At 55.6% G+C, this 25,365-nt stretch carries 23 protein-coding genes and 3 pseudogenes; 12 read left to right on the plus strand and 14 right to left on the minus strand.

Translation table 11 applies throughout. The features are described from left to right. Positions 1-109 precede the first annotated feature (109 nt). The 6 genes and pseudogenes from J1G33_RS26985 to J1G33_RS27010 all read right to left on the minus strand — a co-directional run. Positions 110-376, minus strand: a pseudogene (locus J1G33_RS26985) (TraC family protein); the annotation flags it as partial. A 500-nt stretch (positions 377-876) separates the two neighbouring features. Beyond that, positions 877-1,986 carry a hypothetical protein gene (locus tag J1G33_RS26990; RefSeq protein WP_223019110.1) on the minus strand — a complete coding sequence of 370 codons (1,110 nt, stop codon included), beginning with the start codon at positions 1,984-1,986 and terminating at the stop codon, positions 877-879. Continuing rightward, entirely contained in the window at positions 1,979-3,832 is a 1,854-nt protein-coding gene (locus tag J1G33_RS26995; protein ID WP_223019111.1) for an AAA family ATPase, read from the minus strand. Before J1G33_RS26995 ends, J1G33_RS26990 begins: the two co-directional genes overlap by 8 nt. A 1-nt stretch (position 3,833) precedes the next feature. After that, entirely contained in the window at positions 3,834-5,468 is a 1,635-nt protein-coding gene (locus J1G33_RS27000; RefSeq protein WP_223019112.1) for a restriction endonuclease subunit S, read from the minus strand. Further along, the gene (locus J1G33_RS27005) at positions 5,465-7,267 is read right to left on the minus strand and encodes an N-6 DNA methylase (protein ID WP_223019113.1); all 1,803 of its coding nucleotides are present in this window, start codon (positions 7,265-7,267) and stop codon (positions 5,465-5,467) included. The genes J1G33_RS27000 and J1G33_RS27005 overlap by 4 nt, the downstream gene beginning before the upstream one ends. 287 nt (positions 7,268-7,554) lie before the next feature. Continuing rightward, positions 7,555-8,016: pseudogene (locus J1G33_RS27010) on the minus strand (TIGR03747 family integrating conjugative element membrane protein); the annotation flags it as partial. A 12-nt stretch (positions 8,017-8,028) separates the two neighbouring features. Here J1G33_RS27010 and J1G33_RS27015 point away from each other — a divergent pair. Continuing rightward, positions 8,029-8,196: pseudogene (locus J1G33_RS27015) on the plus strand (DDE-type integrase/transposase/recombinase); the annotation flags it as partial. A 60-nt stretch (positions 8,197-8,256) separates the two neighbouring features. On the opposite strand, the gene J1G33_RS27020 reads toward J1G33_RS27015, so the two are convergent. The 3 genes from J1G33_RS27020 to J1G33_RS27030 form a co-directional block, all read right to left on the minus strand. After that, positions 8,257-8,622, minus strand: coding sequence for a BrnA antitoxin family protein (locus tag J1G33_RS27020; RefSeq protein ID WP_103733730.1), 366 nt, complete (start codon positions 8,620-8,622; stop codon positions 8,257-8,259). Positions 8,623-8,625: 3 nt separating this feature from the next. Beyond that, the gene (locus tag J1G33_RS27025; RefSeq protein ID WP_194438812.1) at positions 8,626-8,907 is read right to left on the minus strand and encodes a BrnT family toxin; all 282 of its coding nucleotides are present in this window, start codon (positions 8,905-8,907) and stop codon (positions 8,626-8,628) included. A 384-nt stretch (positions 8,908-9,291) separates the two neighbouring features. After that, positions 9,292-10,176: a LysR family transcriptional regulator gene (locus J1G33_RS27030; protein WP_103733732.1), complete on the minus strand. Its 885-nt coding sequence runs from the start codon at positions 10,174-10,176 to the stop codon at positions 9,292-9,294. A 276-nt stretch (positions 10,177-10,452) separates the two neighbouring features. Between J1G33_RS27030 and J1G33_RS27035 the strand changes: the two genes are divergently transcribed. Then, positions 10,453-11,658 carry an MFS transporter gene (locus J1G33_RS27035; RefSeq protein WP_223019114.1) on the plus strand — a complete coding sequence of 402 codons (1,206 nt, stop codon included), beginning with the start codon at positions 10,453-10,455 and terminating at the stop codon, positions 11,656-11,658. A gap of 277 nt (positions 11,659-11,935) precedes the next feature. On the opposite strand, the gene J1G33_RS27040 is transcribed toward J1G33_RS27035, so the two are convergent. Continuing rightward, complete coding sequence (locus tag J1G33_RS27040) at positions 11,936-12,109, minus strand: hypothetical protein (protein ID WP_164365968.1); 174 nt, start codon at positions 12,107-12,109, stop codon at positions 11,936-11,938. A gap of 136 nt (positions 12,110-12,245) precedes the next feature. On the opposite strand from J1G33_RS27040, the gene J1G33_RS27045 reads away from it, so the two are divergent. Both J1G33_RS27045 and J1G33_RS27050 read left to right on the plus strand, forming a co-directional pair. After that, on the plus strand, positions 12,246-12,920 hold the full coding sequence (locus J1G33_RS27045; RefSeq protein WP_103733734.1) for a response regulator transcription factor: 675 nt from the start codon (positions 12,246-12,248) through the stop codon (positions 12,918-12,920). Beyond that, positions 12,913-14,223 (plus strand): HAMP domain-containing sensor histidine kinase, encoded by a 1,311-nt coding sequence (locus J1G33_RS27050; RefSeq protein ID WP_032880173.1) that lies wholly within the window; start codon positions 12,913-12,915, stop codon positions 14,221-14,223. The genes J1G33_RS27045 and J1G33_RS27050 overlap by 8 nt, the downstream gene beginning before the upstream one ends. A 128-nt stretch (positions 14,224-14,351) precedes the next feature. Here the strand turns inward: J1G33_RS27050 and J1G33_RS27055 are convergent, their stop codons facing one another. Beyond that, on the minus strand, positions 14,352-16,214 hold the full coding sequence (locus tag J1G33_RS27055; protein WP_223019115.1) for a DUF3857 and transglutaminase domain-containing protein: 1,863 nt from the start codon (positions 16,212-16,214) through the stop codon (positions 14,352-14,354). A gap of 252 nt (positions 16,215-16,466) precedes the next feature. On the opposite strand from J1G33_RS27055, the gene J1G33_RS27060 reads away from it, so the two are divergent. Then, positions 16,467-16,619: a hypothetical protein gene (locus J1G33_RS27060; RefSeq protein WP_164699537.1), complete on the plus strand. Its 153-nt coding sequence runs from the start codon at positions 16,467-16,469 to the stop codon at positions 16,617-16,619. A gap of 31 nt (positions 16,620-16,650) precedes the next feature. Then, positions 16,651-17,712: an NAD(P)-dependent oxidoreductase gene (locus tag J1G33_RS27065; RefSeq protein ID WP_032880175.1), complete on the plus strand. Its 1,062-nt coding sequence runs from the start codon at positions 16,651-16,653 to the stop codon at positions 17,710-17,712. Between the two features lie 23 nt (positions 17,713-17,735). Here J1G33_RS27065 and J1G33_RS27070 read toward each other — a convergent pair whose 3' ends face one another. Beyond that, positions 17,736-18,176, minus strand: coding sequence for a hotdog fold domain-containing protein (locus tag J1G33_RS27070; RefSeq protein WP_005789870.1), 441 nt, complete (start codon positions 18,174-18,176; stop codon positions 17,736-17,738). Positions 18,177-18,311: 135 nt separating this feature from the next. On the opposite strand from J1G33_RS27070, the gene J1G33_RS27075 reads away from it, so the two are divergent. From J1G33_RS27075 to J1G33_RS27095, 5 genes are all read left to right on the plus strand, one after another. Then, entirely contained in the window at positions 18,312-18,929 is a 618-nt protein-coding gene (locus J1G33_RS27075; protein ID WP_032880176.1) for a TetR/AcrR family transcriptional regulator, read from the plus strand. Between the two features lie 528 nt (positions 18,930-19,457). Next, positions 19,458-20,669, plus strand: a complete 1,212-nt coding sequence (locus tag J1G33_RS27080) for a YeeE/YedE family protein (protein ID WP_078821897.1) — start codon at positions 19,458-19,460, stop codon at positions 20,667-20,669. Continuing rightward, on the plus strand, positions 20,659-21,192 hold the full coding sequence (locus J1G33_RS27085; protein WP_223019116.1) for a GNAT family N-acetyltransferase: 534 nt from the start codon (positions 20,659-20,661) through the stop codon (positions 21,190-21,192). Before J1G33_RS27080 ends, J1G33_RS27085 begins: the two co-directional genes overlap by 11 nt. Before the next feature lie 91 nt (positions 21,193-21,283). Further along, complete coding sequence (locus J1G33_RS27090) at positions 21,284-21,826, plus strand: isochorismatase family protein (protein ID WP_223019117.1); 543 nt, start codon at positions 21,284-21,286, stop codon at positions 21,824-21,826. 4 nt (positions 21,827-21,830) lie between these two features. Further along, positions 21,831-22,826 (plus strand): helix-turn-helix domain-containing protein, encoded by a 996-nt coding sequence (locus tag J1G33_RS27095; RefSeq protein WP_223019118.1) that lies wholly within the window; start codon positions 21,831-21,833, stop codon positions 22,824-22,826. Here J1G33_RS27095 and J1G33_RS27100 read toward each other — a convergent pair. Next, entirely contained in the window at positions 22,798-22,968 is a 171-nt protein-coding gene (locus J1G33_RS27100) for a DUF2986 domain-containing protein (protein WP_078821893.1), read from the minus strand. The genes J1G33_RS27095 and J1G33_RS27100 overlap by 29 nt on opposite strands. Before the next feature lie 154 nt (positions 22,969-23,122). Between J1G33_RS27100 and panB the strand changes: the two genes are divergently transcribed. Then, entirely contained in the window at positions 23,123-23,938 is an 816-nt protein-coding gene (gene panB / locus J1G33_RS27105; protein WP_223019119.1) for a 3-methyl-2-oxobutanoate hydroxymethyltransferase, read from the plus strand. Here the strand turns inward: panB and J1G33_RS27110 are convergent. After that, the gene (locus tag J1G33_RS27110) at positions 23,926-25,317 is read right to left on the minus strand and encodes a PLP-dependent aminotransferase family protein (protein ID WP_223019120.1); all 1,392 of its coding nucleotides are present in this window, start codon (positions 25,315-25,317) and stop codon (positions 23,926-23,928) included. The two genes, panB and J1G33_RS27110, sit on opposite strands and share 13 nt — an antisense overlap. Positions 25,318-25,365: the final 48 nt, after the last annotated feature.

Here is a 25,365-nt window from a genome sequence, read left to right on the forward strand (position 1 = left end):
TCTACAACGCAAAACGCCGCCATGGTTTCAACAATCAGCTGTCACCGGTAGAGTTTGAAAAACGTTACGCAATGAGTTTGCAAGGTGTCTAAAGAATCCGGGGCGATTCAAACAGTTGTTCAGCAAAGTCGGTACAGCTGGCGAGCTCCAGTTCATCGTCTAGTTCCTCTTCTGGCAGCGCCGCCAATTGGTAAAAGGTTCTTCGTGCTTCAGCGGAATCGCCCAGTAATCGCGGGTTTGGGTTGAACCATCGCAATAGCCAGTTGTGAATGTACGAGGCGTTCATTCGGCGAGATTTCACGCCAGCATTTCCCATTCCGGCAACCAGACGATCGCAAGTACTGTTGAGTGCCTGCTCGCTGGAGTGCCCGCGGCGAGAACCCGAGAGAGTAGGAAAAGAGCATCGGTGGCATCCATGCGCAGAAGAGTGTTCTGAGTGTCTCGCATGGCGGTGATGCTTCCAGTATGAAAACAGAATTTAGGGCTTAGGGTTTTTCGGTTTCGCCTTTACTTTGCTATTGATTTCCGCTTCATTTCAGAAGGCAACGATGATCGTAAAGTGCCAATTTGTGTGAAGGTTTTAGCTGGTGGCGTTGAGCATGGTATACGGGATGAAAATGCAGTGTTTTGCGGCCGGAGGGGGGAGTTGCCTTTGCCTGCAATATGCTCATAAGACTTTAATTCGCCGATAGGCGAATGAGGATTATTGATGGGGGGCGCAATTAGGCTAATGAAATTGTTGATAGCTGTGATTGGGATGTAGATAGGAGGGTTATATTTATAAGGTAAATGAATGTTAATCACCTTATATCCAGCCAGGGTAGTGGCATATATGAAGTTTTTCCGCAGTTAACTGATTAGCGCACCAACACTCCTTTAGAGCTCCTTGATTAAGTCAGTGTGCCAAACCATCAGTCTGTTCGCATCGCGAAGTGAATCTGCCAGTGCTTTATGTACCTCGAAATGAGGTTGCCCAATAGTCAACCCATCGGCCCAGAAATCAATCTGCTGACATAAAGCTTTCAGTGTTAGTTCCTGGCCGGTCTTTCGGTGGCGGGTCAAAATTGAGTTGTACAATTTTCTATATTCCCCTTTGAACTCACGGGTCCAGCGCTGCTCCAGATTGAAAAGTGTATTGAGGTTCTCTACACGTTTCGTGTCACTGGGACGGGTGCTCGTTAGTACTACACCGAATTTCGTTGGCTCGTAGGTTATATTGAGTGTCCCATCCGGATGTCTGAGGTGGGGATGAAACCAATCTTCGAACGAGCCATCGGTATGCACCGACTTCGCTCCCTTGTTTGGTGACTGATTGCACTCGCTGCAGATTGGCACCAAGTTGTTGGCACATACCGAAAGTAATGGATAGGCTGCTTTGGCAATCCAATGGTCGACAGATACATTGCGCAGTTCGCCGTTGCAGATTACACAAATTTCTCTGGCATATTCATGTCTATCTTTCTGGTGGAGTGCAATGAAACTATCTCGAAAGGCATGATAGTTCAGAGCTTCTTTCTTGTTCGTGGCTGCAGTACCGTTCGGTTGATACGCTAGGCCCTCCTTGAGGCCTTTTATATAAAACGCCTCCATTAGGTCTTTAAGGTTTTTCCAGTGGATATCTCCATCTGTGTATTGGGCAAACGGTAGAGTGATGGGAATTTTTTTTCCTGTCGGTATCAAGTCAAAATACGCCTCTACATTTGTTGACGCTATGATCCATTTTTTAAGGTGTCTTTTTTTATCCGTGGGTAAGTCGGCTAAGTGCTGTGCTCGCTCTAGGTGCGTTTTACCTTCCTTTGTAGAGTTAAGGAAGTTCCACAGCCACAATGACTCATAAGGTGTTTGCATTAATCGGTCAATTTTAGCCTTGTTCAGCGTAGCTCCTGAGGACTTGGGTTTGCATAGCCAAAGGGAGAACCCCTGAATCATCTTTTGGGTTGCATTCAGCGCTGCGGCGCAATCGGTTTTTCTGATTGGCCTAAGCATTATCATCACCTTTCTGTAGAGTCCTACTATTTAGGAAGCTCAATAGATCCGTCCGTAATTCAGTGGAGCCAAGTTTCATGATTGTCTGATTTAGCGCGCGTTCTTCATCATCTTGCTCGTGCCTCTTGATCAAAGTCTGAAGTTCACTACGGTAGTAGCCAGTTCCTAATCGCGATATTAGATTTTTAATATCTGCAATCTGTTTGGTCGTGAGAGTCTCTTGCTCACGGATATGATCTGTAATTGTTTCGATTCGGTGTTGGGCCCGCATACCAATGCTGTCGTCCGTAAGGAATAAATCCATCATTAATGCGCTTGGGTCGGTTCCGAATGTGCGCTTTTTGACTTTCTGTGCGATTGAAGAACCATCGATTTTCTTGACGATATGGATGATTTCCTCGTCGAATACATCAGATAGAACAATGGCCGAGTGGCTTGCGATCAAAACATGGCTTGCATCTTTGCCCATTGCTCCTTCGATGAAGTGGACGATTTCTCTTTTCCAAGCGTCATTGAAGTGTGTCTCCGGCTCATCAAGAAGTAGAAGCGCATCTTGCTGCTCCGCTAATAATTGAAAAAGCGCCCATCGGCGTAAAACCATTTGCTCGCCATCTGAAAGGTCTGAGTAACTCATAATTCCGATGTCTAGTTCACCGTCGACTATCGGTTTTTCACTGCGGCGGATAGATAGTTCTATACCTTCAATCAATCCCATTGCCAGCCATCTCGACAACTCGTTGAAACGGCTGTATGCGCTTTGGCTTTGCTCACCAAGTAGCAGCGTGAGTGCTTCGTCCTGTGAGTTTGCATGTCTAAGACGTTGATCGTAGAAGTCCGCGCTCGCTGGAACAGGAGCTCCTATGTCAAAGTGCAGCGCGCGTAGACGATCATTTGGATCGGGCAGCGCGATTACCTCACCTGCGGCCAGTAATGCATCGTGTATTTTTTGTAGCATTGCACGGGGGGCGGCTAGTGCCCGACTAAGATCTAGGCGCAAACGTACACTCACTAGGGAGTGCACCCCGGCTTTCTGATAGAGGCCTGCGAGCAATGATGGAGATTCCCCATATTCTTGCTCACCCCGTAACCCTTGTAATACGACAGAGAGCAGGGCAGCGTCGGGTAGGTTTCCACTTAACAAGATAGGTCGATTGAGGAGGTCACTAGCGTCGACATAGGTATGTGGCATGGCAGGCAGGGTTTCTGACTCATTTTCGAAGTTGTCTAGACTTTCCTCATCTTGCTGAGTCCAGCCAGGAGGGCGCTCTAGGTCAAATGGAAAGTCTTCCCCTTCCTGAAAGCGGAAACCTTCGTCGTCAAGTTCAAGTGGGGGTCTCCATACCTCACTCCAAGCGTCCCAAGAACCAGAGGTATAAGCTAAGACTTTAGGCAAAAGGTCAGTTACAGCTTGTGGATAATCACCAGGGGCAATTCGGGCCGTGAAACTTTCATTTTCGCCACTAGTTAATGCATCAATAGCAGTATCGAAGGTCTGCTCGTCTGCGAACTTGTCAAATATAGTGTCTTCTGCTTGCCAAACGCTGGCTTCAGAGCTCGCTCCTGGACTGTTAAATATCACGGTCCGTTGGTTGTTGGCTGCTCCCAGTTCATATATCAAAGCGAAAGAAAAGCCCGGTAGACGTCCATCGGCAAGCGAAACAAAAATTGCTGCTAAGGCCCGCAGCAGATGGCTCTTACCGCTGCCATTCAAGCCCACCACGAAATGAATTGCGCAAGGATCCGGAGGGTCGATGGAGAAAGCGGTCCATGCGGTATCACTAGCGAAACAGACCTTAATATCGCTAAGTGGGGCGTATAGTCTTAAATTCAAGTAGCGAAGGCGCAATTTACATTCCTTTGTCTGAGGCTTCGATGGCATCGCGAAACAGTTGAGCATCTCGGTGTGTACTATCTTCGCCAGCGCGTCCGAACTCATCGACACGACATCGGCGGAATGCTGCTATGAAGGTGCGTTGTGCTGTAGGAATGCTGGTATGCCGTATCAGCCCCAACGCCGATAGTTGTCGCAATGTTCGTCGAAGGGCAACAGGGGTAATTTCCTGGTCCGCCTGCAGGCCCAAGCAGAACGTAGCAACCGTATCGGGATCGTCTATCAAAAGAGGATGACGTCGGTCGCACAATAATGCCCACACTCGAAGTTGAACTGTGGAGAGCTGGTCTAACACTTTGTGTCGCGCGGTGCGTGACGCAGGATTATATAGCTCTTCAGGGGCAGGTGTAGCAGAGGGTATCAATTCACGTACTGAGGCTGTTAGTGTCGATACTTGATTGTAAGCCTCGCGCCATGACCGAGACAGTTGACCAGTGAAGCCTTCTCTATACATTGCCTGCGCAAGTAGTTTGGCCTTTTCAACCGCATCTTGCATTAGTGTTGTCGGGACTTTGCTCAGCAAATCGAGAATCTCGCGCTGCTCGCCAATTGGAGGAAGAGGCAGTTCAATGCGATCAAATAGGGCTCGAGACAAGCGGCCTTGGTTTCCACGAATGCTTCGCGTCTGATCGCGCAGCCAGGGGAGGCGCATGAAGGCTGCGAGATAATCCGGAAGAATTACGTCAGAAGGACGTAATATTTGAAAAGCGCTCGAAGCGAAATGTAGCACTCCCTTCTGTGGAGGGACGACGCCTGCGGGACTGCTAGAAAGAGAATTAGCGATTGTACCGAAAAGCACGTCATATCCACGTACTTCGCTACAAGACTGTGAAAGAACATCTGTGGTGGTCTTTTCAGGAGTCACAACGTGGGTCAGCGGGTGCACACAGGAAGCCGCATAATAATGAACATTAGGATTCTGGTTGACTTCCCTCGGTCTAGCCCTGGTGGGGTTAAGAGAACAGACTTCGGATAATTTTTGTTTTGGCCATGTAGCCGCTTGTCTGCCAGCTAGCATAAGCGCCTGTGCCAGTAGCTCTATTAGTTCGCGTGCTCGAGTTAATGCCGTATCATAGGGAATCAGTGACCCTTTCTTGAATAATTCCACCAAAACCCTCTGTTCATTAAGAGGGGGTAGTGGAAGTTTCATGTCGCGAAAGAATTGTATGGGAATTGTTAGTTGGTGGGTCGTGCCGCGGTTGTTTGCCTTTGCTGCAGTTTGAAACCAAGGTTGTTGTACGAAGTGTAGTAGGTACTCAGGCATTAGGTCTTCGCCATGCCGGAGATTGATAAAGTATTCTGCGATTCCTAATGCTGTGGGCATATTCGCAACAAGCGCGCAAGTCAGTGTTCCAGATCCGCGAGTCGCTATTAGAATATCATTATTGCGAAACCACACGCCGTTAGTAAAAGATTTTCCAAATGGCTGCGTTTGGTAGTCAATGCCGTTGCTTGTATTTGGCTGGATATGACGATGCCGTACAAAGCTAATCTCGGTTTCTGGTGGAGGATAGTCTGCCCGACTTAGTTTGGGATTGAGTTCGCAAACTTCCAGTAGATTGACCTCTCTCCATGAGGATGGAAGGCTCATATCTTGTAGCCTAAGTTTTGGCGAAGTTCGCTAAGGCTAGAAAGAATATTCTGTTCGATGTATTCTAGTTCGTCTATAAGTTCAATTACTGATTTATCATCCACTGAGAGTGGTTGTTCCATAGGTTTGTATCGACTCAGTTCTAGACTCCAATTTTGCGCTTCGATGCAATCCTTCTGAAGCAGCGTGCTATCGAGAGTGTCCGATAGGTAAAGCTTAGGAGTCATCTGTTGTTCATATTCGGCTCGCACGCGCCCCGTTTCGTCATGTGAACTAAGAAATTGACCGTCTTTACTAAGAAATTCAGGGTTTTCCAGCCAGGAGCGTACAGGGATTTCCCATTGTTTGATTCTTTTCGCGTCGCGTCTGGCTGTATTAGTCGTCTGAGGGAACAAAGATTCAGATGGAGTATTGTCTTGAGATTGGAAATAGATATTTTTGTTGGTTTGCCAAACTTTAGGGTCTAACTTTCGATGTTTAAAGTGGGTCGTTGCGTCTTGAAGATCATTTTCAATCTTGGCTGTACCGTCTTTGCGATGCCTATTAGAAGTTCCATCATCGCTTACTTCGTAAAACCACACGGCACGAGTTTTAGGGGCTTCATTTGAACGTGTCGGTGGGATATGCCCATCCATAAATTTTCTGACTACCAATACAGCAGCTCTATTATTAATATATGGAGCGAAAACCTTGCCCGGTAGGAGAATTACCGCCTCGACTTTATGGTGGCACAGTAATTCGCGGCGGACATTGACTTGGGCTTCGGCTTCGCCGGACAAGAAACTTTGTGGTACTATCAACGCCGCACGGCCTCCCGGCTTAAGTAAGTTCAATGCGCGTATAATAAAAAGTAATTCTATCCGATTGGTACTTTTGGTCTTTGTAGATGAGGACGTTGAGCTTTGGGCTGGTAGTCGGCCGCCAAATGGTATGTCGGCTAAGACGAAGTCATACTGTTTGTTAAGTAAAGCCCCTGATGGCTCTTCTGATGACTGTTCTAAGAGACTGTCACCCTGTAAACATCTAGGGGAATTGACCCCCTGCAACATAAGGTTGACCCAGCTTATACGGGTTTGGATATGGTCTAGGTCGATCCCAACTAATAAGTCTGAACTGTCAGCAGGATCTGGATCGCTCTCGCGTAAGTAATGAAGCGCACTAACTAGCAAAGTGCCTGTGCCCACAGCAGGGTCAATAATAGTTTGATGCGGAGCAGGGGCTAGAAGAGATACCATAAATCGTGCAATGTGCGGCGGAGTACAAACCTGCCCGATTTTGTTATTCTGCGAAGCTTCCAAGAATAAATGTTCAAACAACTCGCTTAGCGTGTGGCGGCTATTTTTATCAGAAGCGGAATCGCTAAATAGCGTATCAATGCTATTGATTAATCGGCGGAGAGCTTCTGTTTTGGTCGGATCAAGTTGAAAGTAGGCATCATTCATCAAACCGTTAAGCTCAAACGGCCTTGAGTGTTCCTTTAGATTTGACAGGGAGTTCTCAAGGGCCCGGAGCTGTGGAAACGTGACCATAGTAAGGTGGTTTCCAGTGTCCTTTTGCGCAAGTAAGTCCTCCCACCACGATAGCTGCCCTGAAGGATGCCTTGCGTCGTACAGCGAAGTCCTCTGAGCAATTTGGGGCATGCCAGCCTTCAACCGTTTGATATCAATCACATGCAAGTGTTTGAGAAATATTAAGCACGCAATTTGCTCAAGCGCTACAAAGGGTGAGGGAGCTAGCCCTGAGGATGAAACAATATCCCAGAGGTTAGCGACTTCTTTTTTGACTTCAGGAGAAAGCATCGTAGTCCTTTGCGATATTAGGGCTTGGCATCTCGGTATTGATGCCTAGCAATTCATGGAATTTTGCATCAAAAAATAGGTTTTGTGACGTTTTTGAAAGCAAAAAAAAGCGAGAAAAGCCGAAAGTATGAGGAATAAGGAGGGGAGGAGTGAGCTGTCCCGGAAACTCTGGACATCTTGCAAGCTCATAGGCGCCAGCACTTTCTATACGCAAGACGTTGGCGTGCGCGATACGCTCAGGGAGTAGCGCGGGACAAAAAAACTGAGGAGATCTCCATGCGTTGCTGTTAGAGGTACTTTTTAAAGCTTCCTGCGGAGATGCTCACGATAAACCCGAGCGCCGCAGCACTGGGGAGCAATATTAAGATCGGGTTTACGGTCATCGGAAGGGCGGGATAGATGATCCAGGTCGCAACCATCAGTGGCATGATTAGCATCTTGGCCCGATGGTAAATGAATCCTGACTCTCGCCCGGCACCGAACCGTCGGAGGTCACGTCGTACGAGGCCGTCCACCAAGCCTGTGAACGCTGCCATCAGGAACAGGGGGATGGTCAGCGTCAGAATCAAGAGCCTCGCTAGATAGGTAAGTGCCGCATAAATCGCTGCCAGGCCGTAGCTCTCGATTTGAACGTAGGCTAATCCTAGGTAGTACTGAAGATCTCCACCCTTTGAGCTGTGCATCCTTGCTTGAACGGATGAAATCTTGATCCATTCAATCAACCCCGTTTTCTCGAAACACCATTCGTATACGAAAGCGTGGTTTATGTGAGTCTGGTGACAGACGCCTACTCGCGCAAGATCGTAGGCCATCATGTGCATGAGAGCTTGCATACCGAGTCGGTGATCAAGGCGATGGAAAAGGCAGTTGGCGAACGCCGAAGCACGCTGCCACTGATCCATCACTCAGACCGCGGAGCCCAATACTGTTTGGCCCGATAACCCAACCGCATAGCGCGCTTCCCATGACGCCATCGCTAATCCTTCGGCTCAGATAGATTTGCTTTTTGATTTGGTAGGTTTTGGGCTGGCAAGTATTCGATCTAATTCTCCAGCGAGCGCTATCAACTGCTGTTCCAAGGCTTTGACCTCCGAGACGCTGATTCCATTGTTGATGACCTGCAGGGTTTTGGCTTGTTTCTTCGAGGCAGGCGCGAGGTTATGTGCATCCTGGGAAACCAACGCCTGTCGCAGCAGGTTGTTGATCACAGTTTGATAGCCGGTGCCGGCATTTTCCGCACGTTCACGGGCAGCTGAGATCACTGCATCGTCCAGCATGATCGTAATGCGGGTTTTGCCTTTATTCTGCGCGATAGCGCCGCGCTTGGCGTTGCTGAAGTCGTATTCGTCTTTCATGGTTCAAACCTCCAGGTACTGGCGCCGTTCATTTCTGGATGCAAGCCGGGCACTGATGATGCGTACGAAATTGGGATCGCGATAGGTGTAGGCCACCACCAATACGCGTCCCTTTGCATCTGTGCCCATGATCACCCAGCGTTCTTCTCCGTGATCGTGGTCTTGCATGGTTAGGGCTGCCTCGTCGTAAAACACCGGTTCTGCATCAGCAAGGCTTACACCTCTGTGCTTGCGCTGGTTGGAGATGCTTTTTGCGTTATCGAATTGAACCATGAATGTTTTCATTATGCATATTTTATATGTATTGAAATCGATTGAATGGATCGACAATCAAGGAAGAGATCAGCCCGGACGGCTTTGTTGTGGATACGCTATTTCCCACTCGATCAGTTGGAGTGTGATCTTGCAGAGATTGCCCAGGAATGTACGTGCGCCACGGGAGACCCGTTGCGTAGCCGGATTCCGTTTCCATTGCCGGAAGGTAGGATTAGGTCGTGGAGCCAGATAGAGAAAAGCCTGCAGGGATGCAGGCTTTTTTGTCTGGATTTGGACGCCATCTCTAATCCTCTGATTTCAGAGGTAAGCCAATGAACGTCGCAGCAGTCGTTTCAGTCAGCGTCGAGCCGGACAAACCGTGGTTGGCGCATAGCGTGTACAGCTTCTGTTTATTTATAGAGGAAAGAGGTTATCTACCATATAGTCGATGAACACTCTTGATTTAGGCGGCAAGAGACGGCTCGAAGGCCATAACACCCGAAAGGTAGTAACGTCCTCATTGAAGTTCTCCAATACCGATACCAGCGTTCCGTCGGCCAACTGACGTTTGATCGCAATATCAGGCACGCACGCTATCCCAAGGCCATGTTCAACAAACGTGACCAACGGTTCCAAGGTGTTGGTTATCATGCTAATGGGCAGCTCGAGGTTGGCCGGGAAGCTGGGACCTAACGGCCAGTTGGCCAACTTCCCGGTACTGCGGTAGCGATATAACATGCACGCGTGCTGCCTCAAGTCTTCCGGCTTATGGGGCACGCCTGCGCGCTTGAAGTATGCGCTGGATCCGACAATGACACGTCGGTAGGTGCCGACTTCACGTGCCATCAACCGGCAATCTGTCGGATCGCCCGTGCGGATAACCGCATCGAAACCTTCCTCGATCACATCTACCAATCGATCCGTGCAGTCAATATCCAGTTCGATGTCTGGATAACGCTGTTTAAATTTTGCGAACGCCGGCATGAACAGCATGCCCACGGACGGCACACTGACTCTTAACTTTCCATAGGGGGTGGCTTGCGATCGAGATAATTCATTTTCTGCCGCTTCGACCTCGTGGAGGATTCGCCGGCAGCGCTCCAGGAACTGCGCCCCTTCAGGCGTCAGACTGACCGTACGGGTTGACCGATGAAATAGCCGTACACGCAGTCGTTCTTCCAGACGGCCGATTGCCTTGCTCACTGCCGATGCCGATATGCCGAGCTGTTTCCCGGCAGCGGTAAAACTTCGCGTTTCACCGACCCGCACAAACACATCCAGAACACCCAAACTCTCCATAAACCCTGCCTATTATTGACTTACCTGTCATAGATGTTCGGAACCTTACCCTGTTTTTCACTTCCATGAGGTAGGCCACACTCATATTTGCCCAATAGGATGCAGGTGGCCGGCAAAAGGGGCAGCACGGCGTCTTCAACCGTTAGAAGGACATCCCGATGGATTATGTAGATTTAGACGGGGCTGCGGCGCGCGCGCAGGTTTGCGGTTGTACTCGCGTCCGCAGCGACTGTCGGGAAATGGGTGTGGTTTGGGTGAATAAAGGAGTGATATCTGATGACGTCTAACAATACGGCTGGTTTTTCCAGCCCTGACACTCTGAGCCCAGGGCTACCCCTGGCCGGCCTTTTGGCGTTGGCGATGGCAGCCTTTATCACGCTTCTGACGGAGATTATGCCTGCCGGGTTGCTCTCCTCAATTTCGCAAGGGCTGAGCGTATCGGAAAGCCTGGCGGGGCAGTTCATCACCGTGTATGCGGTGGGCGCGTTGATCGCCGCTATCCCATTGACGCTTTTGACACAGGGCATGCGTCGTCGCCCGCTGCTGTTGACTGCAATCGCTGGCTTTGCCGTGGTGAATTTGGTCACTGCGCTGTCTGACGATTACATGGTTTCTCTGGTGGCGCGTTTCTTTGCGGGTGTATTTGGCGGCGTTGTATGGTCGCTGCTGGCAGGCTATGCGGTGCGCATGACGCCCAGTCACTTGAGTGGACGGGCAATCGCCATTTCCGGTGCTGGGGCTACGATCGCGCTCGTGTTGGGGGTTCCACTGGGAGCCCTGCTGGGGCGAGCAATTGGCTGGCAAGGCGCCTTTGGCCTGATGACCGTATTGGCGTTATTGCTCATCGTATGGGTGATGGCCACCGTGCCGGATTTTCCTGGGCAGACCAAGGAGCAACGTCAGTCCCTTGTTAATGTGTTCCTGAAGTCGGGTATTCGATCAGTGCTCTTCGTTGTTTTCACGTTCGTTGTCGCTCACAACGTTCTCTACATCTACATCGAGCCATTTCTGGACACGTCGGGGCTGGCTGGAGAGTTGGATGTCGTTCTGTTTGTCTTCGGGCTAGGTTCCATCGTTGGCCTGTGGCTTGTAGGCGCAACCATTGATCGTCGGTTGCAATTTCTCATCATCGCCAGCGTTCTCATCTTTGCTTTAGCCTCTCTGTCGCTCGGGCTATGGGGTAGTGTCCCTGCGATGATCTATTCCTCTGTTGCAGTGTGGGGGTTGGCTGTCGGAGGATTTGCAACGATTACCCAGACGGCATTGTCTCGCTTGGCTGGCGATTCCGTCGATGTCGCCCAGTCGATGTACACCACGGCCTGGAATACTGCGGTTGCCGGTGGTGGCGTCGTGGGGGGCGTTTTGCTGGCGCAGGCTGGGTCGACGTCATTTCCATGGGTCATTATCGCTATTTTGGCGGTTTCGTTGGCAGGTGTGATCTTCTCGATGAACAAGGCGCTCCCCACACCTCGTCGCGCTTGAGAGCCCTGTGCGAGCCTGTAGATTCTGCGCCTCGTCGATGCCTGTTGGTTCCCCTTCATCGGCTCTATAACAACTGTCACCGCTGCGCCTGCCATCCGGGTAGACAATAAAGCCCCCGCGACCTTCGGGGCAGGCGTGCAGATACACCGGCGCCAGCTCTCGTTGCTTATCGACGTGGGCATTCAAGCGAGCAATATAGATACCCACCGAAACCGACACGCCAACAATCAGCACCACGCACGCGACCAACTGGGCGGCATAACTGGCGCCGATGTCGTCAGGACGCGCTGGCGACATAACTCGATCCCGTGCGCTCGGCATTCTGGCCAATCGGAAACCAGCCGCTGCCGCCCATGCGCCCCCGCTGAGCGTCCGGCGGCAGGAAACCCACCAGCAGGGCGAGGAAAATCAAGGCTAGCAGGGCACCTTTGATCATCGAAGACAGGTTCATGGCGAGGGCGAGCTCTGGATAAGAGAAGCCTTAGCTTAAGCAGCAGTGGGTTAACGTCAGGTAAACGTCAGCAGAAAGCAGCTCGAGTTCCGTTATCCTGCAAACCTCTGCGCACTCCCTGTTCGAGGTTTTCCCCGTGCATATTCACTTGCTGCTGGTCGAAGACAACCTTGATCTGGCCACCACCGTCATCGAGTATCTGGAGATCAGCGGCATTGTCTGCGACCACGTCAGTAATGGTCAGACCGGGCTTAACCTGGCGCTCAATCAGCATTACGACGTCATCCTCCTGGACATCATGCTGCCGCGACTGAACGGCCAGCAGGTATGTGATCGGTTGCGCCAGCAGGGCATCCAGACGCCCATCCTGATGTTGACCTCGCTGGACGCGCTGCAGGACAAGCTCGCCAGTTTCGCTGCCGGAGCCGACGACTACCTGGTCAAGCCGTTCGAGCTGGCCGAGCTGGTCGCCAGGATTCGCGCCCTGAGCCTGCGCCGCAGCGGCCAGACCAGTCGCCTGCAAGTGGATGACCTGGTAATGGAGCTGACCACCCGCAAGGTCAGCCGCGCAGGGCAGGAGCTGCATTTGTCGCCCATCTGCTGGACCTTGTTGGAAAACCTGATGCGCGCAAGCCCACAGCCGGTCTCTCGAGAACGCCTGGAAGCGAAGATCTGGGGCGACGAGCCACCCGACACTGATACGCTCAAGGTGCATATGCATCGGTTGCGCAAGGCCGTGGACAAGCCTTTTGGCCGGCCGCTGATCCATACCCTGGCGGGTGTCGGCATTCAGGTAAAACCCCATGCGTAACGGCCTGAGTCTGAAGTGGGTAATCAGCGGCAGTTTCCTGTGCTTGATTGCGGTGGTGCTGGTGATCTACAGCAAGCTGCTGCCTGAATTTACCGTGCGCGGCCTGTTCTATACCGCCAGCGCGATGATGGAGGAGGAAGCCCAATATTTTCTCCGGCACTACAAGCAGGACCCGACCACGCCGACGCCGCACAATTACTTCTATACCAGCGTCATCGGCAAGCAGGCATTGCCGCAGGACGTGCGTGAGTTGCTCGATACCCCACCGAGCCTGTCCTTCGGTGCGGTGAATATCTTCGGCGATCTCTATTCCGATGACGACGACGAGCCTTTCCAGATCATCCTCGAACAGCCCCTGGGTGACGGCAAAACCCTCTACATGTACGACATCGACCACGATAAGGAAGCCGGGGGTGAGGTCGAGACGCCGTTGTCTGACGCCTATTTCGATCAGGTCATAGAGAGTGTCAAGTTCATCAGCCTGGCGGTATTCGTGCCGGCGCTGATCATCATCGCCTTGCTGGTCTGGTGGCTGGTTCGGCCGCTGGGGCGTCTGGTGCAATGGTCCGGCACACTCAAAGACCCTGATGCCCTGGCCAGCACACGGCCGGGTTTCAGTTTCAAGGAGTTCAATATGCTGGCCGATGCCCTGGCCAAAAGTGTTGAGCAGGTGCAGGCCGCCAGCCAGCGTGAAGGCCGCCTGTTGCGCTACACCAGCCATGAACTGCGCACGCCACTGGCGGTGCTCAAGGCCAATATCGAATTGTTGGCCCTGCAATCGGGCGGTGTGCTGCCGCCTTCCTTGCAACGTATAGAACGCTCTGTGATGAACATGCAGCTGATTGCCGAGACATTGCTGTGGATGAGCCGCGAGCGTTCCGAATCGCTGCCCGAGCAAGACGTTAATCTGAGCGAGGTAGTCGGCGAACTGATTGAGAAGCACCGCTACCTGATCGGTAATCGGGATATCAAGCTAAGCATCGACATCCACACCGAACCTTGCCGACTGCCCCCTACGGCGTGTCGTATCGTGATCGGCAACTTCCTGCGCAATGCGCTGCAATACGCAGAAGAGGGCACGGTAGACATCAGTTTCGAATACCCGCGGCTGATGATTGCCAATCACGTCCGCGAGGCCAAGCCGCGACAGGAGTCCGACGATTTTGGGTATGGGCTAGGGTTGCAGTTGATGCGGCAATTGTGCGCAAAGCTGGGCTGGCAGATTGAAGTGATCCGTGAGCAACAGAGGTTTACGGTCATTCTTGATTTTACGAGCGTGCGGGCTGTCGAGTCAGAACATTAAAGGCAGATAGCGCTTCACAATAGCGACGGCTGGGTGGGGAGCGGTTTTTATACCCGCGCCTCAGCATCGCAGCCCACGATTCCCGCGCGCCAGTGCGTCAGCACTGACACGCAAGAAGGGCGAGGGCGTTACAGCGTCTGCACAATGACTTGGCTTTTCAAGTCGTTGACCATACTTTCAATCGCCGGTTGCATGGCCGCAAAATCCTCCGGGGTGCAGAGAATCTCTGGCTTGCTAAACACATATTGGCGGGTGATCAGCACCGTATTGGCCTTCTTCACATAGGTCGAGCGATAGTCGAAGCCTGCCTGTTTCACCGACACAACCTTGGGTACCGCGAGGATCTTCACCTTGGCGGGGAACTCCAGGCGCGCTACCTCTGTGATCTCACTTGAGAGGCAAGTGAAGGCCTGAGTGCGTTCCTTTTCGACGATCAAGGAAAACACGCTCTGGCCAATACCGCCGGCCAGGCTGGAGAGGGTAGGCACCCCGGTCGGGCCAGGTAGGTTCACCAGGTTGCTGGTGTGGCCTTTAATCGCGAATTTGAAGGTATTGGCAGTGCCGTCCAAGGCGTCAGTTTCGATCAACCCGCTGCCGGATTGCCCATACATGCTCAGAATCTGCTGCACCAACTGATTGCGGTCGGCCGGCTGCATGGCTTTGAGCATGAAGCGGTTAAACTCTGCGCCCCAACCGTCGATGGTGGAGTCATTGGTAAAGTCTGCAGCGCCTTTGGCGTTGACCTTGAAGGCTATGGTTGTGTTCACTTTGCCAGGTTGGCCGGACGGCGTTTGTGTACGTTCACCGGTCTGTGTCAGCAACACCGGTTTGCCGAGTTCGGGCAGAGGCAGGTAGCCAGCGGCGATGGGTGTCGCGGTGGAGTCCAGGTACAGATTGAGGCTGGATACATAAGTGATCACATGGTTGAGCACCCCCAGGGTTGGCACCTTGGGCAGTACGTGGGCGTTGCCGGCGTTGATCAGGGCGGGCGAGCTTTCAATGGCGACGGCTTTGAGCAGCGCTTCAAGCAGGGCCACATGGTCCTTGCAGTCGCCATAGCGGTTATCCAGCACCGCTTGCGCTGAATGCGGTACTACGCCGCCGGCACCGACGTACACCGCCACATAGCGAATGTTCTTGCGTACCCAATCACTCAGCACAAGGGCCTTGCTGCGTGAGTTGTCGAGGTTGGCGGTGAGTTCCTTGGCCAGTTGGGTCATGGCCGGGGTCACTTCTACCTGTGCGCGTGCGGCGTAGGCCTGGGCAAACTGTTTGTAGTCGGTGAACGTCGATACGGCCAGCAGTTGCCCGTAGTCGGTGTAGGCAACGGAGCCTTCTTCCACGCGGTTTTTCTTGGTTTGTTCCAAGTCCCAGCGGTACACCGTTCGCCCGTTGGCGTTGGCTGGCGTGGACGCCTTGAAACCCCGTGAGTCGGCGTACAGCTTCATTTCGGCGGGCATGTCGTAGCTCAGGCGCACCTGTTCATTCTGGTAGAAATCTGGCGAGAAAAGGTCTTCGAACTGCCCCGCAAACAATGGCGTATTGCGATGGCGCTGGTACCGCAACACCATCCGATCGCCCACTTGCAGCTCCGGGAAGATCACCACCTTGACCCGCGAGTCCTGGAACATCGGCGCCTGGGCAGACTCAAGCTCCTGCTGCTCCTTGATCCGGTCGGGTGTTACCACGACTTTGCGGCCATCGGGTTTGAGGGTGTAGGCCTCGACGATATCCAGGGTTTCCAGAGTGCGGTTGTAGGTGACCGAGCGCTGGGCGTTGGAGGTGATCGCGCGCTCTTCATTGATCCGCATAACCCGTTCGACATCCAGTACAAAGCTGCCGTCGGCATTCACGACGTAGGACTGAATATTTTTTTCATGGGTCAGGGAAAGGTCGGTGTAATCGGCACGGGCTTGCGTCGTCAACAGCGCACAGACCATGGCTGCCAGCACGCCGAACAGGCGTAACGCAGAGAACGGGAGGCTTTGCATAGAGATCCTTCTGAGCTAGGGGCGCGCCGTTTCACCGGGGCGTATGTTCCTGAATATGCCGATGGATAGGACTCGCAAGCGCTTCGCCTATTCATTTGGCTGACGTTCAAGGGTTATGAAGATTTTTTCAGGTTTCTCTCGCACGCTATGGGGGCCGAGATTTTCCTTTGAGTAAGACGTTTTCGAATTATTTTATTTAGCCCTGATTAATCAAAAAGTTAAACGCCTCGATTATGGTCATGGAGCGCAGGCGTGTTCTTTTTGACGGCCAATGATTTTTTCCCTTTCGTTTTATTCCAAACAGGTCTTTTACCGAAAAATCAGGACCATGCTTTATTGGTCGAAGCGGGCGGCTGCCTTGGGCAATGCGGTCTTCGAAGCGGCAATCAAGCAACCATTGTTTGAGTTATCGATGCCTTCAAAAGGATCAAACCCCATGGCATTCACCACGCTGATACTTGACGCGCCCGGTCCGCCGCTGCTCTATGAGGAAATCGATCGATTCCTTGAACTGGGCTTGGCGGTCGTCCTTAACCTCTATTACTTCACCGATAAACACAGCATCCAGCAGCGCTACGGCGCACGCATCGGGTATGCCGATATCAACGGCCATGATGAGCGGGGTTTTATCGCAGCGGTGTATCAGGCTGGGGGTTACAGCGTGTTCAAGACGCGCTTGAACATCCCGCTGGGCGGCGAACTGATTCGCGCCGCCAGCTCACCCGGGTTGCCCATACCGCTGCGCGCCATCGCCCAGGCCGGGACCGGTCTCAACCATATCGACCGACAGGCGTGCGAGCAGGCGGGAGTGACGGTTCTGCATACGCCGGGTTCCAACGCGACCGCTGTCGCTGAATACGTGTTGGCCCAGGCGTTGTTTCTGTCTCGGGATCTGGACCACTACAACGCGCAAACCCACCAAGGCCACTGGTCAAAAGGCACCTTGGCGCCTGCTGCTGAATACGCCGAACTCACCCTCGGGCTGGTGGGCACCGGCAGCATTGCCCAGCAGGTGGCGTGTAAAGCCAGCGCCTTGGGGATGAAGGTGATTGCCACCGGGTCCGAGCGCTTCACCGAGCAGGAGGCGCGCCGCCTCGGGCTGCAACGCAGGCAAACCCTGGAACAGTTGCTGGATGAGGCCAATATCGTTTCGATCCATGTGCCGCTCACCCCGCAGACTCGCGGCTTATTCGGCAGCGCCGAGTTCAAGCGCATGCGCCAGGGTTCGATACTGATCAATACCGCTCGCGGTGGCATCGTCGACGAGCAGCAACTGGCCGCCTTCATGATCCGGTTTCCCCGGCATATCAAGGCGGTCGCCATTGACACCTTCGCCCTGGAAAAAGACCGTTTCAGCTCGCCGTTGGCGGGCATTGCCGGTGCGCAATTGACGCCGCATATCGCCGGCAATACCACCACCGCAATCCGCACCGCTTCGCAGCGCATCGTCGACCACATCCACGCGTTCAGTCACGCCTTGCAGATGCCGTGTCGCTGATACCGCCTGTGCCGGCTGAGGGGCTAAGCGAGCTTCACATTCATGGTGATGTGGGCAGTGAAGACCTTGACGCCGCCCGCATCGAAGATCTCTACCGGCACGATCTTGTCGCCCGCGGTCTGCCAATCGATAGCGCTGCCATCGGCGACGGCGCGGATATCGGTTTTCGCCTTGGCCAGGTATTCCACGCTCATGCCCTTGGGAATCCAGCGTGCGCCAGCGGGGATCGACGCGTCGGTCATCATGCCGCCGGCCAGTTCGGCGGCGTTGCACAGCGCAATGGCATGCACCGAAGCCAGGTGGTTGGTGATTTCCTTGCGAAACGGCACGGTGACCACTGCATGGTTGGGCTTGAGTTCCGCGATCTCGGGAGTGATGGTGCTGAAGTAGGGTGCCATCTGGCACGCCAGGTTGCTGAATGCGGCAGGGCCTACGCTATTGAACATGCTCAGTGCTTGGCTCATACGAATATCCTCAAGGCTTAGTTGCGGAATAATATTCCGTAACAGAACAATATTCTGTAGATTCCGTGCCTGTCAACCCGAGCTTTCTCTGGCGGTCGCTCAGCCTATAAACTGTTTTGATTTGGCGTTCCCCCCATGCACTCCATCGATCTCATCGAGCGCACCTTCCCCGGCAGGCGCAGCGACCTCAAGCGCACCATCCTGCGTGAGGCGCTGGCCTGTTTTAACGAGGCAGGCATCGAGGCGACCAACATCGAGACCATCCGTGCGCGCTGCGACACCAGCGTGGGCGCTATCTATCACCACTTCGGCAACAAGGAAGGGCTGGTCGCCGCGCTGTTCTTTGCTGCGCTGGAAGACCAGGCCAGCCTGCGTGACCACTACCTGCAAGCGGCGGATACGGCCCACGCCGGTGTGGTCGGCCTGGTGTACAGCTACGTTGAATGGGTCACCGCCCAGCCGGACTGGGCGCGGTTTGTTTTCCAAAGCCGTTTTGCCGTGTCCAACGGCCCGTTCAAGGACGAGTTGATTGCGCGCAACAAGCAGCGCAACCAGCAGTTGAAGGAGTGGATGGGCGGGGAAGGGCGCAAGGAACACTTCAGCCATTTGCCCGCAGAACTTATCCCTTCGTTGATCATTGGCGCGGCGGAAAGCTACTCCCGTGCGTGGCTGTCGGCGAAGGTCAAAAAGAGCCCCTTTGAGTACCGTGAGCTGCTGGCTGAAGCGGCGTGGACCTCGATCAGCCAGCGTTAGTCATTCCTCCTCATCCCCCTGTGGGAGCTGTCGAGCTTTGGCGAGGCTGCGATAGCGATGGTTCAGGCTATGAAGGGTTGACTGTGCCGCCGCCTTCGCAGCCTCGCTGGGGCTCGACAGCTCCCACATTAGGGCGGTGTTGTTGTCGGGAGTTGTGTTTGGCGCAATGGCCTTGCCAATCGAGATCAACTCAGCACTGCCAATCCCCTGTGGGAGCTGTCGAGCTTTAGCGAGGCTGCGAAAGCGGTAGTTCAGGCGATGAAGAGGGTGCCTGTGCCGCCGCCTTCGCAGCCTCGCTGGGGCTCGACAGCTCCCACATTTGGGCGGTGTTGTTGTCGGGAGTTGTGTTTGGCGCAATGGCCTTGCCAATCGAGATCAACTCAGCACTGCTAATCCCTGTGGGAGCTGTCGAGCCCCAGCGAGGCTGCGAAGGCGGTGGTTCAAACGATGAGCCTCTCGGCAATGCCTGCGCCTGATCAAGTTCCGTCTGGGGCTATACTGGCCTCCTTCCAACCCATCGAGATCCCCATGAGCACCTCCCTTTCCCTGGCGCCTGCACGCAAGCCTGCAGCGCCACTGATAGCCTTTATCATCCTGGTGGCGGGCGCCCTGTTCCTGCAAAACACCGTTGGCGCACGCCAAGTGTTGTTGCTGGTGGTCGGCGCCGCGCTGGGCCTGACGCTGTACCACGCTGCCTTCGGTTTTACCTCGGCCTGGCGCGTGTTTATCAATGATCGGCGTGGCGCCGGCTTGCGTGCGCAGATGGTGATGCTGGCGGTGGCGGTGCTGCTGTTTTTCCCGGCACTGGGCGCGGGCACTTTGTTCGGCCAGCCGGTCGTGGGCTTGGTGGCGCCGGCCGGTGTGTCGGTGGTGTTCGGGGCGTTTATCTTCGGGATCGGCATGCAACTGGGTGGCGGCTGTGCATCGGGCACCTTGTTCACCGTGGGCGGCGGTAATGCGCGCATGTTGGTGACGCTGCTGTTCTTTATCTGTGGCTCGTTGATCGCCACCCACCACGTCGACTGGTGGTTTGCGTTGCCGTCGTTGCCGGCGGTTTCCATCGTCAAAAGTTTCGGTGTGCTGCCGGCGCTGGTCCTGAGCCTGGCGGTGTTCGCGCTGATTGCGGTGGCGACCGTGCGTCTGGAAAAGCGCCGTCACGGCCAGCTTGAACAAGGCGTGCACAGCGAGCATCAAGGGCTGCGTCGTTTTCTGCGTGGGCCCTGGCCGCTGGTGTGGGGCGCGATTGGCCTGGCGCTGCTCAACTACGCCACCCTGGCCCTGGCTGGGCGGCCGTGGGGCATCACCTCGGCGTTCGCGCTGTGGGGCGCCAAAGTGGCGAGCGGGCTGGGTGTGGATGTGGCGAGTTGGGCGTTCTGGCAGATGCCGGGCAATGCCAAGGCCCTGGCCGCGCCGGTCTGGGAAGACATCACCAGCGTCATGGATATCGGCATTGTCCTTGGCGCGCTGCTGGCCGCTGGCCTGGCCGGGCGTTTCGCTCCCAGCCTGAATATTCCGGCACGCTCGTTGATCGCCGCCGTGATCGGCGGCCTGCTGCTCGGCTACGGCTCGCGTCTGGCCTACGGCTGTAACATCGGCGCCTATTTCAGCGGCATCGCCTCGGGCAGCCTGCATGGCTGGGTGTGGCTGGTGGCGGCGTTTATCGGCAATGGCGTGGGTGTGCGCCTGCGGCCCTTCTTCTTTGCCGGCGAACGGCCCCAGGTGGCATTGAGTGGTTGCTGAGCAGTCCGCCCACATTCGCCTGGCGCGTACGCAAGACGCCGGTTTGTTGCCCGCCATCGAGCAGTGCGCGGCTCAGGCGTTTCGCGCAATCGAAGGGCTGGCTTGGCTGGCGGATGCCGCGTCGATTGGCGTCGAGTGCCATCGGCAGTGGATCGCGCTATCGACCTGTTGGGTGGTGGTTGATCACCACGACCAACCCCAGGGTTTTCTCAGCGCAGAACGCTTTGGCGACGAGCTGCATATCCATGAAGTGTCCGTGGTCCGGCCGCTGCAAGGCCAGGGCTGGGGGCGCAGGCTGGTGGAAACGGCGATGAACCACGCCCGCGCCCAGCAACTGCATGCAGTGACCCTGACCACCTTTGTGCATGTACCGTGGAATGCACCGTTCTACCGGCGCCTGGGCTTCGCTACTCACAGTGATCCGCGTCTGGAAACGATCCTGGCGGATGAGTACGCCCATGGCTTCGAACCCGGCAGTCGTTGTGCCATGGCGTGCCCGGTGACATGTCCGAATCCGTCCTGAAGTAGTCTGCCTTGCGCCTGTCGTGCGCTGTGGGTTGTCCTTACCATGACTTGCATCGTTCACCCACTGATGCAAGCCAAAAGGACTGCCCATGAGCCGTAAAGCCCTGATCGTTATCGACGCCCAGCACTCGTTCCGTCATTCAACCTATTGGTCCGAAAATGACCTGCCCGACTATCTGGAAAAACAGCAGGCCCTCATCGATGGTTGTGTTCAGCGGGGCGTCCCGGTGGTACAAGTCTTCCATGTTGAAGACCAGGGGCATTTCTCCATGCAATCGGGCAACGTCAGGGCACTGAGCGAGCTGTCGATCAATCCGCAGTTGGTGATCCACAAGCGCTACCACAGTGCCTTTGCGGGTACGCCCCTGGCCGCTCGCCTGGTGGAGATGGGCGTCGCCACGCTGATCATCAGCGGCATCCGCACCGAGCAATGCTGCGAGACCACCACGCGGCAGGCTTGCGACAGTGGCTTCAAGGTGGATTTTGTCAGCGAGGCGACGCTGACCTTCCCGATGACCCACGCGCGTAGCGGCCGGGTCTATACGCCGGCCGAGATTCGCGAACGCACGGAGCTGGTCCTCGATGACCGCTTCGCCCGCATCGTGACGGTCGCCCAGGCCCTGGCGGGGTGAATCGATGAGTGTGCCGGTGCTGTTTGTGCTGTTGCCAAACGTACTGATGCTCGACCTGGCCGGGCCTGCCGAAGTGCTGCGCCTGGCCGCCCAGGTCGATGACCCGGCAGCGGTGGATTTCGACTTGCAGTACGTCAGCCCGGTGGCAACGCTGCACACCTCCATCGGGTTGCCGCTGACGGGGCTGGCGCCACTGCCGCCGACCCTGGCCCCCGGCACCCTGGTGGTGTTGGTGGGCTCAACGATGAAGGCCAACAAGGCGCAACAGCAGGCGTTCGAGTCAGCCAGCAACCAATTGACCCATTGGTTGCAAAGCGTCTTCGCGCCTTCGGCTGAACGCCTTATCTGCGTATGCGCCGGCGCATTGAGTGCCGCCAGGGCCGGGCTGCTCGATGGGCGCCAATGCACCACGCACCACTCGTTATGCACCACCTTGCAAGCCATGGCGCCCAAGGCCCGGGTCCTGGAAAACCGCTTGTACGTGACCGATGGTCCGGTCAGTTGCAGCGCCGGTGTCACGGCCGGTATCGACCTGATGCTGCACCTGGTCGCCGAGCTGGCCGGGCCACGGCTGGCGTGCGCGGTAGCGCGGGACATGGTGGTTTACCTGCGCCGCAGCGGCAGCGACCCGCAGTTGTCGCCCTGGATAACCGGGCGTAATCACCTGCATCCGGCGGTGCATCGGGTGCAGGACGCCATCGCCGCGGCGCCCTGTGAGGACTGGACCGTAACCCGCATGGCCGCCCTGGCCTGCACCGGCAGCCGCCACCTGGGGCGCTTGTTCCAGGAGCATGTCGGCATCAGCCCGCTGGACTACCTGCACCGCCTGCGCCTGGCGGTGGCCCGTGAACTGCTGGCCGAGTCGGACCTGGGCATTGAAACCGTGGCCGAGCGCGCAGGCTTTGGTTCGGCGCGGCATCTGCGGCGTATCTGGGGCAAATATGAAGCGGCCACCCCTTCAGCCATGCGCCTTACTCAGCAGGCGTCTCGAGGGGCGTGACAGGGTTTTCACCGGCCTCGGTCGCCAGCTTCAAGCGGTCGGCCTTGCTGATGTATTTGTCTTTGCTTTTCGGCGCCAGTTTGGCGCTGGCCTTTTTGGCTTTGGCCTTGAAGAGCTGCTGAAGTTTTTTCTGGCGGTTCATGTCGCGGAGCCTGAGAGGGAAAGGCGCGGATGATACCAGTTTCAGCAAATGTGACCGGGCCCTGGGTCGCTTTTTAGCGCTGATCTGTGCATTGAATCGTCCTTCGTTTCGCCAATAATCGGGCCGAGTATCCAGCGCAAACGGAAAAGCCCCGATGAGCATTCACACCCGTACCAAACGCATGACTGTCCCTCAATTGGTCGCCATGAAGGGGCAGCAGAAAATCGTCTCCCTGACCGCCTACTCCAGCGCTATCGCCAAGCTGATCGATCCGATCGTCGACTTCATCCTGGTCGGTGACTCCACGGCCATGGTCGGCTATGGCCGGGCGTCGACCCTGAGCATGCAGCTGGAAGAAATCATCGGCCACACCCGTGCGGTGGTCGACAGTACACGCTTGGCCTGTGTGATCGCAGACATGCCGTTTGGCAGTTACCAGGAGTCGTATGAGCAGGCTTTTCGCAACTGTGCCCAAGTATTGGCGCGTACCGGTTGCGACGCGGTCAAGCTGGAGGCCAATCAGGCCCTGGCCGGCACCGTGGAGTTCCTGGTTGCACGAGGTGTACCGGTGATGGCCCACGTGGGGCTGATGCCGCAATTCGTCAACGTCATGGGCGGGTTCAAGGCTCAGGGCCTGAGCGCTGAAAGCGCTGCGGTGATTGTCGCCGATGCTCGCGCCAACCTGGAAGCGGGGGCCTTCAGTCTGCTGCTGGAAGGGGTGGCCGAAGGTGTGGCCCGGCAGATCACCCTGGACTCAAGCAAACCCACCATCGGCATCGGCGCATCGCCTGCGTGTGACGGCCAGGTGTTGGTCACCGAGGATGTGCTGGGCCTGGGCGGCGGCTCGATGCCGCGCTTCGTCAAGCAATACGCTGATGTGGGGGCGGTGATTCGCGATGCCTGCGAGCGTTTCGCCGACGATGTGCGCCAGGGTCGTTTTCCCGAAGACCGGCACTGCTACGGGCTTTGACGCAGCGCCTGGGCCAGTAGTTGGACGGCCTGGGCAATGTCCTTGCTCCAGTCGAGTGTGTAGCTCAGGCGCAGGTGATCTGGCCAGGCGCCTTGCTGGCTGAACAGTTCGCCGGGGGCGATGACGATGCGCTGGCTTAGCAAGTGCGCGAACACCTGGCGCATATCCACCGGGCGGCTGGCCCGGAGCCAGAAGCTTGCGCCGCCGTGGGGTTCGACCACCTGCCATTGGCCATTGCCGTGGGTTAACAGCAGGGCTTTGAGCTGCGTCATGCGCGCCAGTAACCGTGCGCGCAACGCCTTCAGATGGGCGTCGATACGCTTGGACGCAAACAGCTTGGCGATGGCTTTCTGACGGATCGGCGAGAGGCGAAAGCCGCGCTCCAGGAACAGCTGCTGCAACGGCGCCCCAGCACCGCGACACAGCACATAGCCGTAGGGTGCTTCCGAGCCGATGACTTTGTCGAAGGTCGAAAACACCAGCAGTTTGTGCGGGGCGGCGTAGTCGCGATAACGCGCCGGTTGCGGGCCAAAGTACAGCTCGCCGTAGGTGTCGTTTTCGAACAGCCAGATATCCCGCTCGGCCAACCACTGGCAAATCTGCTGTTTATCCTGCGCGGGCATCACACCGCCCTGGGGCATATTCACCGTCGATGACAGCACCGCCAGGCGGATCGGCTCACGCTTGAGCAGCGTGTTCAGAGCGCCCAGGTCAAAACGCCCATCTGCGCCGAGGGGCATCTCGATCACACGGATTTTCGCCGCCTGCAATTGCCGCAGGATCGCCCACGAACAGGGTGACTCCACCAACGCGAGTGTGCCGGCCAGTTCCAAGGCATTGAGCGAGACCTCTAACACGCTTTGCAAATCCGAGCCGATATACACCTGGTCGGCTTGCCAGTAATGGTCAGTAGAGCGGCTATAGCGTTCGGCCAAGGCGGCGCGCAACTCGGGCTCGCCCATTGGCAGATACAGGGGTGCCAGTGATCGCGGATACTGCCGGGTCAGTTCGCGTTCCAGCATCAACAAAGGCTGCTCCAGCGACAGCAGCATCGCCGGCGCATCACTGCTCAGGGCCAGCATGCCGGGTTGGCGTGCGTTGGCGAAGACCTGGTCGAGCAGGGGGGATGAATTTGGGTTGATGGCGGGAGCCGAGTTCGGGACGATGAAAAAACCGAGCTTGGGCCTGGCCTGGATCCGCCCTTGTTCCTCAAGCAATGCATACGCGTACTTGGTGGTCGACACCGACACGCCCAGGCGCAGGGCCAGTTGGCGCAGGGACGGCAATTTGCGTGCGCCGTCGGCAGGGCAGGCCTCGATCAGCTCGATGAGGTAGCGGTACACCGCCTGATAGGCAAAGGTGTCTTTGCTTCTTTTCATACTTATTTGAACCGCTATTCTGTAGGAGCGAGCTTGCTCGCGAAGCAC

This window comes from Pseudomonas sp. P867 (assembly GCF_019891455.1).
GTDB lineage: Bacteria > Pseudomonadota > Gammaproteobacteria > Pseudomonadales > Pseudomonadaceae > Aquipseudomonas > Aquipseudomonas synxantha_A.